Genomic DNA, 13,761 nt, shown 5'->3' with positions numbered 1-13,761 from the left:
GAGGCCGAATTGGACAAGTCGAGTGAGTTCCTTTGCCAGGCAATCGAGCTGGCGCGCGCGAACATTTCGAGAGGTAGCCGTCCTTTTGGAGCGGTTGTGGTCAGGAACGGAGAGGTCGTCGCCAGTGGCGTCAATGAAGTGCTCTCGTCCAATGATCCGACTGCCCATGCCGAAATGTCGGCCATCCGGGCGGCAAGTCAGGCCCTGGCCTCGCCACGGCTCGACGGTTGCACAGTCTATGCAAGCGGCCATCCTTGCCCGATGTGCATGGGCGCGATGCGCATGGCCGGCATAACCGAAGTCGCATATGCATATTCGAATGACGACGGCGCGCCCTATGGCCTGTCGACGGCAGCTGTCTATGCCGACCTGGCGCGGCCAGCGACCGAACAGACGATGAAAGTCGCATATCTCCCGGTGCGCCCGCGGGACCACCAGCATCTTTACGCCGAGTGGCAGGCTGCACAGTCCCAATCCTAGGCTCTTCACCCCAATCCGGCCGGAAGGTTTCACAAGCCCCTCCGCCAGCCTCTCGTTTTCGCCACAAGGAGTGCGGACCATGACCAAACCGGCAACCGGCCCGCTTGCCGGGCTTCGCGTCGTCGAATTCGTCGGTCTCGGACCTGCACCCTTCGCCGCCATGCAGTTCGCGGACATGGGGGCCGACGTCATCCGCATCGCGCGCCCGGAGGCCACGCCAAAAATTCCCGATCCGATTTCGGGACGCGGGCGTCCAACCGTGGAGGCCGATCTCAAGGATCCCGTCCAGGCCGAGATGGTTCGCACACTCTGCGACAGTGCCGACGCCCTTATCGAAGGGTTCCGGCCGGCTGTCATGGAACGGCTGGGGTTGGGACCTGATGTCCTGCTGGAACGCAATCCGCGTCTCGTCTACGGCCGCATGACGGGGTGGGGGCAGACAGGTCCGCTGGCAACCCATGCGGGCCACGACATCAACTATATTGCCATATCAGGCGCGCTCGCGGCGATAGGCCCCGCCGGCCATCCCGTGCCGCCGCTCAACCTCGTCGGCGACTTCGGCGGCGGCGCCATGTTCCTCGTCTCCGGCATGCTCGCGGCCCTGCTGTCGGCGCAGCGTACAGGCACCGGGCAAGTCGTCGATGCTGCCATTTGCGACGGCACCGTCCAACTGATGACCATGGCTTACGACCTGGCCTCCGCCGGCCAGTGGCAGCCCCAGCGCGCAGCCAATCTGCTCGACGGCGGCGCGCCCTACTACTGCACCTATGAATGCGCAGACGGCAGGCATATCGCCATCGGTCCGATCGAACCGCAGTTCTTCGAACTGTTCCGCCAGGCCATCGGGCTGGACGACACCGCCCACGCCCTGCGCGCCGACCGGCGCAATTGGCCAGCACTGAAAGACGAGATCGCAGCGCTGATCATCAGACGCCCAAGCTCCGAATGGCTGGCTCTGCTGGAACACTCCGACGCCTGCGTTTCACCGGTGCTCGACCTTCACGAGGCGGCGCAACATCCTCATCTCATCGCCCGGAAAAGCTTTGTTCAACTGAACGGGCTGACACAACCAGCTCCGACCCCGCGCTTTTCCGGCACGCCGACCGAGGCGCGCGCCCGACCTCGAGAGGTGCTGCCGCTGGCCGAGGCGGTCAGGGCGTGGAGCGGCTAACTCCAGCTCGCGAGCTCTCCACCCCAGCCGACAGACCCCCAAAATGCAAAAAGCCGCCGGTGGAGCCGACGGCTTGAGCAATTCTGTCGAACGTGCCTGACCCGGCGAGAAATCCTCAGATCGCGGCTTCCAGGGTCGAAAGGTGGTTGAGATAGGCTTCCGCCTTGGTGCGGGCCTGGTCTTCCTTGGCGTCGGCGACGTCCTCGCGTGCGTCCTGGATGCGCCGCAGCAGTTCGGCGCGGTCGATGTCCTTCACCGGCGTCGCCGATTCGGCAAGCAGCGTGCAGCCTGCCGGGACGATGTCGGCGAAACCGCCAAACACGACGTAGCGCTCTTCCTTGCCGCCAACGGCCTTCACCGTCACGACGCCCGGCTTGATCGTGGTCATGACAGGCGCATGGTTGGCCATGACAGTCATTTCGCCTTCCGCACCGGGAATGACGACGGACTCGACCTGCTCCGAAACGAGCAGACGCTCGGGCGAGACCAGTTCGAATTTGAATGCTTCAGCCATGGTGTCTCACAAATGCTTGGACGGAGTTCCGAGCAGACCTGCCCGCAACTGGGCAGTCATCGGTGCAACAGCGCGGACCATGGGCCCGCGCTGCGGCGTTATGATTATGCCGCTTCCGCAGCCAGGCGCTGGGCCTTCTCGATCGCCATGTCGATACCGCCGACCATGTAGAAGGCAGCTTCCGGCAGGTGATCGTACTCGCCGTCAACCAGGCCCTTGAAGCTCTTGATGGTGTCTTCGAGCGGAACCAGCTGGCCGGGCGAGCCGGTGAACACTTCAGCGACGAAGAACGGCTGCGACAGGAAGCGCTCGATCTTGCGGGCGCGGGCGACCGTGACCTTGTCCTCTTCCGACAGCTCGTCCATGCCCAGGATGGCGATGATGTCCTGCAGCGACTTATAGCGCTGGAGGATTTCCTGGACGCGACGGGCGACGGAATAGTGCTCTTCGCCGACGATCAGCGGATCGAGCATGCGCGAGGTCGAGTCGAGCGGATCCACGGCCGGGTAGATACCCTTTTCCGAGATCGCGCGGTTGAGAACCGTCGTCGCGTCAAGGTGCGCGAACGAGGTTGCCGGCGCCGGATCGGTCAAGTCGTCGGCGGGGACGTAAATCGCCTGCACCGAAGTGATCGAGCCCTTGTTGGTGGTGGTGATGCGTTCCTGCATCGCACCCATATCGGTCGACAGCGTCGGCTGATAGCCCACGGCCGAAGGAATACGGCCGAGCAGAGCCGACACTTCCGAACCCGCCTGGGTGAAGCGGAAGATGTTGTCGACGAAGAACAGCACGTCCTGGCCCTGGTCGCGGAAGTGCTCGGCGATGGTCAGGCCCGACAGGGCGACGCGGGCGCGCGCACCGGGCGGCTCGTTCATCTGGCCGAACACCAGGGCGCACTTCGAACCTTCGGTCGAGCCGTTGTTCTCGTGCGGGTCCTTGTTAACGCCCGACTCGATCATTTCGTGATACAGATCGTTGCCTTCGCGGGTGCGCTCGCCGACGCCGGCGAACACCGAGTAGCCACCGTGCGCCTTGGCGACGTTGTTGATCAGTTCCTGGATCAGAACGGTCTTGCCGACGCCGGCGCCGCCGAACAGGCCGATCTTGCCGCCGCGAGCATAAGGAGCCAGCAGATCGACGACCTTGATGCCGGTGACCAGGATCTGTGCTTCGGTCGACTGGTCGACATAGGCAGGCGCTTCCTGGTGGATGGCGCGCTTGGACTTGGTCTTGACCGGGCCGGCTTCGTCGACCGGCTCGCCGATGACGTTCATGATGCGGCCGAGCGTCTCGTCGCCAACCGGAACCATGATCGGCGAACCGGTGTCACGGACGGCCTGGCCACGAACGAGGCCTTCCGAAATGTCCATGGCGATGCAGCGGACGGTGTTTTCGCCCAGGTGCTGTGCCACTTCGAGGATAAGGCGGTTGTCGCCATTCATCGTCTCGAGCGCGTTCAGGATCGGCGGCAGTTCGCCGTCGAACTGCACGTCGACGACAGCGCCGATGACCTGCGAGACGCGGCCCGCGCCGGAGGCGACGACCGCCGACTTTTCGACCTTGGCAGCGGCCGCCTTGGCAGGCGCCGCCTTCTTTGCTGCGGGGGCCTTTTCCGCCGCCGGAGCGGCTTTCGGAGTAGCTGCTTTAGCCATCGTTTAACCTCTGTGTCCGTTCGTTGTTTCACGCGGACCCGCCTTGCGGCGAGCCATCACGTGGCTAGAGCGCTTCGGCGCCCGAAATAATCTCGATCAGTTCCTTGGTGATCTGGGCCTGACGCTGGCGGTTGTACGTGATCGTCAGCTTGTTGATCATGTCGCCTGCGTTGCGCGTGGCATTGTCCATCGCGCTCATCTTGGCACCCATCTCGCCGGCAGCATTTTCCAGCAGCGCCCGGAAAATCTGCACCGAGATGTTGCGCGGAATGAGATCGCCGAGGATTTCGCCCGGCTCCGGCTCGTATTCGTAGACCGCACCGCCGCTGGTCGCGGCATCGGCGCCGGCCGAAGGAGCGGCGGCAGGAATGACCTGCTGCGCGGTCGGAACCTGGCTGATCACCGACTTGAACTCGGAGTAGAACAGCGTGCAGACATCGAAGCCGCCCTGGTTGAACAGGGTGATCACCTTCTTGGCGATCATGTCGGCATGGACGAAGCCAACCTGCTTGGCGTCGCGCAGTTCGACGCGGTCGATGATCAGCGAGGCGAAGTCGCGACGCAGGACATCGTAGCCCTTCTTGCCGACGGTGATGATCTTGACCGTCTTGCCCTGGCCCTGGAGCTTGCGGACATGGTCGCGAGCCAGACGCGAAATCTGGCTGTTGAAGCCGCCGCACAGGCCGCGCTCGGCCGTGCAGACGACGAGCAGATGCACGTCGTCCTTGCCGGTGCCGGTCATCAGCGCCGGAGCATCGCCACCGCCACCGACAGCCTGGGCGATATTCGCGAGAACCGCACCCATGCGCTGCGAGTAGGGACGCGCGGCTTCCGCAGCTTCCTGGGCGCGACGCAGCTTCGCCGCGGCGACCATCTGCATCGCCTTGGTGATCTTCTGCGTCGCCTTGACCGAGGCGATACGGTTGCGGAGGTCTTTTAGCGAGGCCATGCCTTATCCGTCAGTGTCAGGCGAAGTTTTTCGCGAAAGCGTCGATGTGCCCCTTGAGCTTGCCGCGGAGATCGTCGCTAAGCGCCTTCTCCGTACGGATGCCGTCGAGAACGTCTTTGCCTTCCGAGCGCATGTAAGCCAGCAGGCCCTGCTCGAACTTGCCGACCTGGTTGAGGGCCAGCTTGTCGAGATAGCCGTTGACGCCGGCGAAGATCACCGCCACCTGCTCTTCGGTCTTGAGCGGCGAGAACTGCGGCTGCTTGAGCAGCTCGGTCAGGCGCGCACCGCGGTTGAGCAGACGCTGGGTGGCCGCGTCGAGGTCGGAACCGAACTGCGCGAAGGCAGCCATTTCGCGGTACTGCGCGAGCTCGCCCTTGATCGAGCCTGCAACCTGCTTCATCGCCTTGATCTGGGCCGACGAGCCGACGCGCGACACCGACAGACCGACGTTCACGGCAGGACGGATGCCCTGGAAGAACAGATTGGTCTCGAGGAAGATCTGGCCGTCGGTGATCGAGATCACGTTGGTCGGGATGTAGGCCGAGACGTCGTTGGCCTGCGTTTCGATGACCGGCAGAGCGGTCAGCGAGCCGGCGCCGTTTTCGTCGTTCAGCTTGGCCGAACGCTCAAGCAGGCGCGAGTGCAGGTAGAAGACGTCGCCCGGGTAAGCTTCACGGCCCGGCGGGCGGCGCAGCAGCAGCGACATCTGGCGATAGGCGACGGCCTGCTTGGACAGATCGTCATAAGCGATCAGGGCATGCTTGCCGTTGTCGCGGAAGTATTCGCCCATGGCGCAGCCGGCGAACGGAGCCAGGAACTGCATCGGGGCCGGATCGGAGGCGGTGGCGGCGATGATGATCGAATATTCGAGCGCGCCGCGCTCTTCGAGCACCTTCACGAACTGCGCGACGGTCGAGCGCTTCTGGCCGACGGCGACGTAGACGCAGTAGAGCTTTTCCTTCTCCGGACCAGCGACGTGGATCGCCTTCTGGTTCAGGATGGTGTCGAGAATGATGGCGGTCTTGCCGGTCTGACGGTCACCGATGACCAGTTCGCGCTGACCGCGGCCGACCGGGATCAGGGCGTCGATGGCCTTGAGGCCGGTCGACATCGGCTCATGCACCGACTTGCGGGGGATGATGCCGGGCGCCTTGACGTCGACGCGGCGACGCTCCTTCGCCTTGATCGGGCCCTTGCCGTCGATCGGGTTGCCGAGCGCGTCGACGACGCGGCCGAGCAGCTCCGGACCGACCGGGACGTCGACGATCGCGCCGGTACGCTTGACGGTGTCGCCTTCCTTGATGTCGCGGTCGGCACCGAAGATGACGACGCCGACGTTGTCGCTTTCAAGGTTCAGCGCCATGCCGCGGATGCCGCCCGGGAACTCGACCATTTCGCCCGCCTGGACGTTGTCGAGACCGTAGACGCGGGCGATACCGTCACCCACTGACAGAACCTGACCGACTTCGGTAACTTCGGCTTCCTTGCCGAAATTCTTGATCTGGTCTTTCAGAATTGCGGAAATTTCCGCGGCGCGGATGTCCATCAGCCGACCTCTTTCAGTGCAAGCTTGAGCGAATTGAGTTTGGTTTTGAGCGACGTATCGATCTGGCGCGAGCCCATCTTCACGATCAGGCCGCCGAGCAGCGAAGGATCGACCGCGACCGAGATCGCCACGTCCTTGCCGGCGACACTCTTCAGCGCCGACTTGAGTTCCGTTTCCTGCGCCGCGGTCAACGCATGCGCCGAAGTCACCTCTGCCGAGGTCTCGCCACGATGCTCGGCGGCGATCTGGCGGAACGCCTTGATCATGCCGGGCAGTGCGAACAGGCGGCGATTGCGCGCCACGAGGCGGAGGAAATTGCCGGCCAGGCCGGTGATCTTGGCCTTGTCGGCGATCGCCGAGATGGCCCTTTCCTGATCTTCGCCGGAGAACACCGGGCTCTTGATCAGGCGATCCAGATCAGCACTGCCGTCAAGCAGCACCGCGAAACGACCGAGGTCGGCTTCTACCTTTGCAACAGCGCCTGCTTCGAGTGCGAGATCGAACAACGATCCCGCATAGCGCTCAGCAACACCGGAGATTGGCGAGGAAGATTGGGTCACGGACCGTCTTTTCTCTTGTCTGACAGGCCGCAAGATTGTTGGCGCGAGTGTGAGACTCTAGCTAAATCTTTGACCTTACTGCGTTTTTTGACCCCGGAGCTCGCGACAGCCGCATCCCCCCGGCCGAAAGTCGATTGCCGTCTAGCACAGGCTTTTGAGGACCGCAACACGTCCTCTAACAGGCTTTTGAGGCACTATTGTCGCATCTTGCGCATCGGAGCTGTGGCTTGACGGCGATTCACGGCCAGAAGCCGAAAACAAACCCAAGGGGTAGGGCCGCCAGCGCCAGTTCGACAACGATCGCCACCCAATTGTATGGGGTGTTGGCACCGTCCGACATCATGGCGACGATCCGGCCGAAGGCCGTGAACAGCCACGACACGCCGAGCGCCATGTAAAGCAATGGCTGGGCTAGCAGAATCGCGCACAGCCCAACCCCGAGGAAGAAGCCTGCCATAGTGGCGCGGCCCTGGGCGATGGCTTCCGGATTGTCCGGCCTTGCCTGCAGCCTGAGCAGGCGGAAGGCGATTCTCGGGGCAAAGAACAGGATGACGCCGAACAGCAGCGTGACCGCCGCCGAGCTCCACGCCAGCCACTCGCCCTGGCTCGCCGGCCACGGAAATGCGAACTCCATATTTCCCCTCCGGTCAGGCCTCGAATCCACAGGGATCATATCCGACGGTGTGTCGAGCGCCAGAGCGCAACTGGTGTGAACGGCCGAAACAAGTATGCTGCGGTCGGCGGGCCTGATGGAGGGGACCATGGCCATACCGGCGCGAATAGTCTGGGCGATCAGTCACCTCGGCATTCAGCCAAGCGACAGGCTGCTGGAAATCGGCTGCGGGCGGGGCATCGCCATGGCTGAAATCACGCCGCTGCTGACCGATGGTCACATTACCGGGCTCGATCGCTCGGACAGCGCCGTAAGCTCCGCCGACGAGAGAAACCGCGCGGCGATATCGGCCGGCAAGGCAGCGTTGGCGCAGGGGGCACTCGCGGATTGGAGCGGTGGCGGTCGGCACTTCGACAAGATCTTCGCCATCAACGTCAACCTGTTCTGGCTGGAGGCGGCGCGCGAACTCAAGCTGATCCGGTCGCTGCTCGCCCCGGAGGGCAAACTGTACCTGTTCTTCGAGCCGCCAAGCGCCGGCCAGATCTCAGCTATCGCGCACGCCATCGAGGTGCGCCTCAAGGCGGGCGGCTATGTGCTGGAAAAAACCATGTACGGCCCTGCAGCGACGCCGCCGCTGCTCGGCATGATCACCCGGCCCATGACCTGATCACAGGAAACTCTGCGGATCGATGTCGACCTGCACGCGCACCGATCCGCGCAGCTTGGGCCCGGCGGCAAGCAGCGCGCGGATGTAGCCCTGTATGTCGGCCTTCCTGTCGGCCTGGACCAGCAAACGGAAGCGATGGCGGCCGCCGATGAGCGCCAGCGGCGCCTCCGCTGGCCCGAGCACATGGACATCCTGCGCCACCTGGGCTGCGCGGCGCAGACCACGCGCATGGCTCTCGGCCTCGGGCCGCGTTGCCGCGCTGACGATGATGCCGGCGAGCCGGCCGTAGGGAGGCAGGGCGGAACGCTCGCGCTCGGCGATCTCACGATCGTAGAAGGCCTCCGAATCGCCCGAGACAATCGCCCGCATGACCGGATGGTCGGGCTGGAAGGTCTGCAGCAGGCCAAGGCTCTTCTTGCCGGTGCGCCCTGCCCGGCCGGTCACCTGCGACAACAGCTGATAGGTCCTCTCGGCGGCACGCGGGTCGCCATTCGCGAGGCCAAGATCGGCGTCGACCACGCCGACCAGCGTCATGTTCGGAAAGTTGTGCCCCTTGGCGACGAGCTGGGTACCGATGACGATATCGGCTTCGCCATTGGCGATCGCCTCCAGTTCCAGCCTGAGCCGTTTCACGCCGCCCAGCATGTCCGAGGACAGCACGATGGTACGCGCGTCGGGGAAATGCGAAACCACTTCCTCGGCAATGCGTTCGACGCCCGGCCCGCAGGCGACGAGATGATCGAAGGTGCCGCATTCCGGGCAGGCCTCGGGCCGCTTCTCGTTGTGGCCGCAATGGTGGCAGACCAACTGGCCACGAAAGCGATGCTCGACCAGCCAGGCCGAACAGACCGGGCAGCCGAAGCGGTGACCGCAGACCCGGCAGAGCGTCAGCGGCGCATAACCGCGCCGGTTGAGGAACAGCAGCGACTGCTCCTGCCGGCCAAGGGTTTCGCGCATCTTGCCGAGCAGCACCGGCGACAGGAAGCCGCCGCGCGCCGGTGGCGAGCGCCGCATGTCGACCGTCGCCAGCTGTGGCAGCGCCGCCTCGGCGAAACGGGCTGAAAGCACCGAACGCGCATACTTGCCCTGCTCGGCGTTGACCCGGCTCTCAACCGACGGCGTGGCTGACGCCAGCACGACAGGAAAGCCGCCGATATGGCCCCGCACCACCGCCATGTCGCGGGCATTGTAGAAGACGCGGTCCTCCTGCTTGTAAGCAGGGTCATGTTCTTCGTCGACGACGATCAGCCCGAGATTGTTGAACGGCAGGAACAGGGCCGAGCGGGCGCCAGCCACCACCCGCACGCCACCCTCGGCGACCTGGCGCCAGACGCGCTCGCGCATCCGCGGCGGCAGGTCCGAATGCCACTCGGCGGGCTTGGTGCCAAATCGGTTCTGGAAGCGCTCGAGGAAGGCCTGCGTCAGCGCGATTTCAGGCAGCAGGATCAGCACCTGCTTGCCTTTGTCGAGCGCCGCCGCCACCGCTTCGAAATAGACTTCCGTCTTGCCCGAGCCGGTGACGCCGTCGATCAGCGTGACCGCAAATTTGTCGGCCTCGACCTGGGCGCGCAAGCTTGCCGCGGTTGCCTCCTGGTCATTGGTGAGCTCTGCGCTGGTGTAGGACGTATCGGGCGGCGCCACCACCGGGCGCGGCGGGATCATCACCGTCTCGAATACGCCTTGCGCCCTCAACCCGTCGATGACGGTGGAGGAAACGCCGGCAGCATGCGCCAGGCCCGAGCGCGTCCAGGCTATGCCGTCATTGGCCATTTCGAGCACACGGGCGCGCGCCGCAGTCATTCGGTCGGGCTCGCCGTCGCTGCGCTTGAGCCCTTCCGTCCAGGGCTCCGGATCGAAGGCCTCGGGCGCGCGCAGGATCATTCGCGCCACCATGCCGGGCGGCGACAGGGTGTAGTGGGCGATCCAGTCGACCAGCCGGCGCATCTCGTCATTGACGGGGGGACAATCGAAGACATGCGCAATCGGCCTGAGCTTCTTCGGATCGACCGCTTCGACCGGTCCGTCCCAGACAATGCCTGCCACCTCGCGCGGGCCGAGCGGCACGCGCACGATCGAGCCGGGCACCACCTGCATGCCGTCGGGAACGGCATAGGAGTAGGCGCGCTCGGCCGGCATCGGCACCAGCACGGGGGCGGCCCTGGTTCTTGGCGAATCGGCGGTCATGACGCGTGACCTTGCCCCGAACTTGGTTTAGAGCAAAGGCCGACATGTGCGGTGTGCCTGAGGCACCCTTCCATCACCAAGGAGACAGTTATGAAGTTTTTCGTCGACACCGCCGACGTGAAGGACATCCGCGAGCTCAACGAGCTCGGCCTTCTCGACGGCGTCACCACCAATCCGTCGCTGATCCTCAAATCCGGCCGCAACATCGCCGAAGTCACCAAGGAAATCTGCGACATCGTCGAAGGCCCGGTCTCGGCCGAAGTCGCTGCCACCGAATATGCCGAGATGATGAAGGAAGCGGCGGTGCTGTCGAAGATCGCCGACAACATCTGCATCAAGGTGCCGCTGACGCTGGACGGGCTCAAGGCCTGCCGCGCGCTGACCTCGGAGGGCCGCATGGTCAACGTCACGCTGTGCTTCTCCGCCAACCAGGCCCTGCTCGCCGCCAAGGCCGGTGCCACCTTCATTTCGCCCTTCATCGGCCGTCTCGACGACATGGCCGTCGACGGCATGGAGCTGATCGCCGAGATCCGCCACATCTATGACAATTACGGCTTCGACACCGAGATCCTGGCCGCTTCGATCCGCTCGACGGAGCACGTCAAGCGCGCCGCCCTGATCGGCGCCGACGTCGCCACCATCCCGCCGGCAACGCTGAAGGCACTGGTCAAGCACCCGCTGACCGACAAGGGCCTCGAGATGTTCCTGGCCGACTGGGCCAAGACCGGCCAGAAGATCGGCTGATCTTCCAGCCAGAACGACGAAAGCCGGCGCCATCAGCGCCGGCTTTTTTGTGTCTGCTGCTCAGAGAAGCGGCGGCAGCCTGCGCTTGACCGGCTGCGCCTTGACGATCGAGCTGCTGGTTTCCGCCTTGTCGGCGATGCGGTCAAGGATCGTGTCGAGCTCGTCGATGGAGCGGATGTGCAGCCGCCCGACGAAGCAGTCGTCGCCAGTCACCTTGTCGCATTCGGAGAATTGCGGGATCTGCTGGATCAGGTCCTGCACCACATGCAGCTTGCCCGGTAGCGGCCGGATGCGGACGATGGCCTGCAGCGTGTAGCCAAGCGCCGCCGGGTCGACATCGACAGTAAAGCCGCGGATGACGCCACGCTCCTCCAGCCGCTTCAGCCGTTCCGATGCGCTCGGGGACGACAGCCCGACCCTCTGGGCCAGTTCCTTCAGGGAAATCCTGGCGTCCTCGACCAGGGTTTCGACCATGCGCCGGTCGATGTCATCAAGCATTTTTCACCTCAAAGGCAAAATCATTCATCAACCTTACATTATCAGGGAGAACCGAGAAAGCGTCTCTTCAATGCCATGTTTTTCCGCCCTGCGACCGCGCAGAATGTGCCCAGCCTAACAAGGGAGCAGGGACATGTCGGACAAGATGCGCGGAACCGTCGAAATGACCGCCGCCATGGTGATTTCGGGAACGATCGGGCTGTTCGTCGTCCTGTCCGGCCAGCCGGTGATGGATGTGGTGTTCTGGCGCTGCGCCTTCGGCGCCATCACCCTGCTGATCGTCTGCGCCGCACTCGGCCTGTTCAGGCCCGAGGTGATGACGCGCCGCCAGATTGGCTGGGCCGCGGCCGGCGGTGTCGCTATAGTCTCCAACTGGATCCTGCTGTTCGCGGCCTTCCCGCGCGCCTCGATCTCGATCGCGACCGCCGTCTACAACACCCAGCCCTTCATGCTGGTGGCGCTCGGGGCAACGTTGTTCGGCGAGCGGCTGACGCTGACCAAGCTGAGCTGGCTCGGCATCGCCTTTGGCGGCATGCTTTTGATCGTCCAGTCCAAGCCGGACGCCGGCGCCGTCGGCACCGACTATCTCTCCGGCATCCTGCTGGCGCTGGGTGCTGCCTTCTTCTACGCCATCGCGGCGATCATCACCAAGAAGCTCAAGGGTGTGCCGCCGCATCTGATTGCGCTGATCCAGGTGACCGTCGGCATCCTCATGCTCGCGCCCTTCGCCAACTCCGCCGCGCTTCCGGTCGACGCGAAGACCTGGACGCTGCTTGTCGCGGTCGGCGTCGTCCATACCGGCGTGATGTACATCCTGCTCTACGGCGCGATCCAGAAGCTGCCGACGAACCTCGTGGGGGCGCTGTCCTTCATCTATCCAGTCGTTGCGATCCTGGCCGACTTCCTGGCCTTTGGCCATCGTCTGCAGCCGCTGCAGCTGCTTGGCGCCGCAGCGATCCTGATCGCCGCCGCCGGGATGACGCTCGGCTGGACGTTGGTGAAGCGGCGCGTTGCGCGTGCCTGAGCCGGCATCAATCGTCGTCGGGCATCTGCCCTGTCGCGCGCATGCCTTCGATCGTCGTCGCACCTTCATTGCGCACCACCGTCAGCGCCCGCGACCCGGTGCGGTCTCGGATCAGGTCGGCAAGCTCGCGCGAATGTGTCACCACCCACACCTGCGTGCGCTCGGCGGCCCGCGCGACCATGTCGGCGAGTGCCGGCATCATGCGCGGATGCAGGCTCGACTCGGGCTCGTTGAGCGCAATGAGTTTCGGTAGCCTGTAGGACAAAAGCGCACCCGCCAGCGCCAGGAAGCGGGTCTGGCCGTCCGACAGTTCCTGCGGCCTGAACACACGCTGCGGGAATTCGGGCAACACCAGCCCGAATGTCGCGGTTTCTCCCGGCACGGGCACGTCGAGTTTTGCACCGCCAAGCGCATCGGCGATACAGCGGTCGAGATCGACGGTGTCCTCGCGGATATGCCTCAGCGTTGCAAAGACGGCCGCCAGATTTGCCCCGTCCTCGTCGAGCATGGGCGACGTCGTTGCAAGTGCTGCCCGCCGCACCGGCGAATCCGTGTCCGTTCGGAAGCCGTGATAGAATCGCCAGCCGGCAACGGCGGCGCGCATGTCGCCAACCTCGGGATAGCGGCCAGCGCCGCCGAGCAGAGCCAGCGCGGTTTCTGAGTTCAGGACACGTTCGGGGTGCTCGAACCGGCGACCGTCTCCGTCGCGGGCAAAAATGGCCTGCCCCTTGCGCGACATCATCTCGACCGGTCGACGTCCTGCCTCGATGGTCAGGCTCTCTTCCTTGACGTGCGGTTCAAAGGCGAAACCCGCCGACAGCGGCGGCGGCAGACCGATCTCTACCTTGTAGGCATAGCACACGGCCGTCTCGTCATCGACGAATTGAGCGTCGATGATCACGCGGGCCGGCTGCCCGATGCGGCGAGTGCCCGACCACAGGGCTGAGTTCATGCCGCCCTCGCCGGCGATCTCGCGCGCCAGCGTTCCCTCGGCGGACGCCTTGATGAGCTGCAGCGCCCGATAGAGATTGGACTTGCCGACACCGTTCTCGCCGACGAAAATCGAGACTTGGCCGATGTCGAGCCGGATCGATCGCAGCGATCGATAGCCTGCGGCCGAAAAGGATGTCAGCCGCATCGACCCATCCCTTTGAAGAGG

The 13,761-nt window shown here is 64.4% G+C and carries 14 protein-coding genes; 5 read left to right on the top strand and 9 right to left on the bottom strand.

The window, feature by feature from the left end; all coding sequences use genetic code 11:
• The first annotated feature begins 9 nt into the window (after nt 1-9).
• On the top strand, nt 10-480 hold the full coding sequence (locus H5P29_RS07320) for a nucleoside deaminase (RefSeq protein WP_154386209.1): 471 nt from the start codon (nt 10-12) through the stop codon (nt 478-480).
• A 79-nt stretch (nt 481-559) separates the two neighbouring features.
• A complete protein-coding gene (locus tag H5P29_RS07315; RefSeq protein ID WP_154386210.1) occupies nt 560-1,651 on the top strand; it encodes a CaiB/BaiF CoA-transferase family protein in 1,092 nt (363 codons plus the stop codon).
• Nucleotides 1,652-1,766: 115 nt separating this feature from the next.
• Here H5P29_RS07315 and H5P29_RS07310 read toward each other — a convergent pair whose 3' ends face one another.
• The 6 genes from H5P29_RS07310 to H5P29_RS07285 all read right to left on the bottom strand — a co-directional run bounded on the left by H5P29_RS07310 (nt 1,767) and on the right by H5P29_RS07285 (nt 7,506).
• The gene (locus tag H5P29_RS07310; RefSeq protein WP_067956560.1) at nt 1,767-2,165 is read right to left on the bottom strand and encodes a F0F1 ATP synthase subunit epsilon; all 399 of its coding nucleotides are present in this window, start codon (nt 2,163-2,165) and stop codon (nt 1,767-1,769) included.
• 104 nt (nt 2,166-2,269) lie between these two features.
• Nucleotides 2,270-3,817 carry a F0F1 ATP synthase subunit beta gene (gene atpD, locus H5P29_RS07305; RefSeq protein ID WP_067956557.1) on the bottom strand — a complete coding sequence of 516 codons (1,548 nt, stop codon included), beginning with the start codon at nt 3,815-3,817 and terminating at the stop codon, nt 2,270-2,272.
• A gap of 64 nt (nt 3,818-3,881) precedes the next feature.
• On the bottom strand, nt 3,882-4,766 hold the full coding sequence (locus H5P29_RS07300; protein ID WP_067956556.1) for a F0F1 ATP synthase subunit gamma: 885 nt from the start codon (nt 4,764-4,766) through the stop codon (nt 3,882-3,884).
• 16 nt (nt 4,767-4,782) lie between these two features.
• The gene (gene atpA / locus H5P29_RS07295; RefSeq protein WP_067956554.1) at nt 4,783-6,312 is read right to left on the bottom strand and encodes a F0F1 ATP synthase subunit alpha; all 1,530 of its coding nucleotides are present in this window, start codon (nt 6,310-6,312) and stop codon (nt 4,783-4,785) included.
• Nucleotides 6,312-6,872: a F0F1 ATP synthase subunit delta gene (locus H5P29_RS07290; RefSeq protein WP_182574251.1), complete on the bottom strand. Its 561-nt coding sequence runs from the start codon at nt 6,870-6,872 to the stop codon at nt 6,312-6,314. The genes atpA and H5P29_RS07290 overlap by 1 nt, the downstream gene beginning before the upstream one ends.
• A gap of 238 nt (nt 6,873-7,110) precedes the next feature.
• Nucleotides 7,111-7,506 (bottom strand): DUF4345 family protein, encoded by a 396-nt coding sequence (locus H5P29_RS07285; protein WP_067956549.1) that lies wholly within the window; start codon nt 7,504-7,506, stop codon nt 7,111-7,113.
• Between the two features lie 127 nt (nt 7,507-7,633).
• On the opposite strand from H5P29_RS07285, the gene H5P29_RS07280 reads away from it, so the two are divergent.
• A complete protein-coding gene (locus H5P29_RS07280; protein WP_185910294.1) occupies nt 7,634-8,152 on the top strand; it encodes a cyclopropane-fatty-acyl-phospholipid synthase family protein in 519 nt (172 codons plus the stop codon).
• Here the strand turns inward: H5P29_RS07280 and H5P29_RS07275 are convergent, their stop codons facing one another.
• Complete coding sequence (locus H5P29_RS07275; RefSeq protein ID WP_154386213.1) at nt 8,153-10,336, bottom strand: primosomal protein N'; 2,184 nt, start codon at nt 10,334-10,336, stop codon at nt 8,153-8,155. It abuts the gene before it with no gap.
• 90 nt (nt 10,337-10,426) lie between these two features.
• Here H5P29_RS07275 and fsa point away from each other — a divergent pair, with 90 nt between their 5' ends.
• Nucleotides 10,427-11,080: a fructose-6-phosphate aldolase gene (fsa, locus tag H5P29_RS07270; protein ID WP_067956544.1), complete on the top strand. Its 654-nt coding sequence runs from the start codon at nt 10,427-10,429 to the stop codon at nt 11,078-11,080.
• A 60-nt stretch (nt 11,081-11,140) separates the two neighbouring features.
• Here the strand turns inward: fsa and H5P29_RS07265 are convergent, their stop codons facing one another.
• Nucleotides 11,141-11,578: an Lrp/AsnC family transcriptional regulator gene (locus tag H5P29_RS07265; RefSeq protein WP_067956542.1), complete on the bottom strand. Its 438-nt coding sequence runs from the start codon at nt 11,576-11,578 to the stop codon at nt 11,141-11,143.
• A gap of 133 nt (nt 11,579-11,711) precedes the next feature.
• On the opposite strand from H5P29_RS07265, the gene H5P29_RS07260 reads away from it, so the two are divergent.
• Nucleotides 11,712-12,602 carry a DMT family transporter gene (locus tag H5P29_RS07260; RefSeq protein ID WP_154386214.1) on the top strand — a complete coding sequence of 297 codons (891 nt, stop codon included), beginning with the start codon at nt 11,712-11,714 and terminating at the stop codon, nt 12,600-12,602.
• Nucleotides 12,603-12,609: 7 nt separating this feature from the next.
• On the opposite strand, the gene H5P29_RS07255 is transcribed toward H5P29_RS07260, so the two are convergent.
• Nucleotides 12,610-13,740, bottom strand: coding sequence for an AAA family ATPase (locus H5P29_RS07255; protein ID WP_154386215.1), 1,131 nt, complete (start codon nt 13,738-13,740; stop codon nt 12,610-12,612).
• Between the last annotated feature and the right edge of the window lie 21 nt (nt 13,741-13,761).

Source organism: Aminobacter sp. MDW-2 (genome assembly GCF_014250155.1).
In the GTDB taxonomy this organism is placed as follows: Bacteria; Pseudomonadota; Alphaproteobacteria; order Rhizobiales; family Rhizobiaceae; genus Aminobacter; species Aminobacter ciceronei.
The sequence above is the reverse complement of the archived record's forward strand: the minus strand, read 5'-3'. Positions and strand labels throughout refer to the sequence as shown.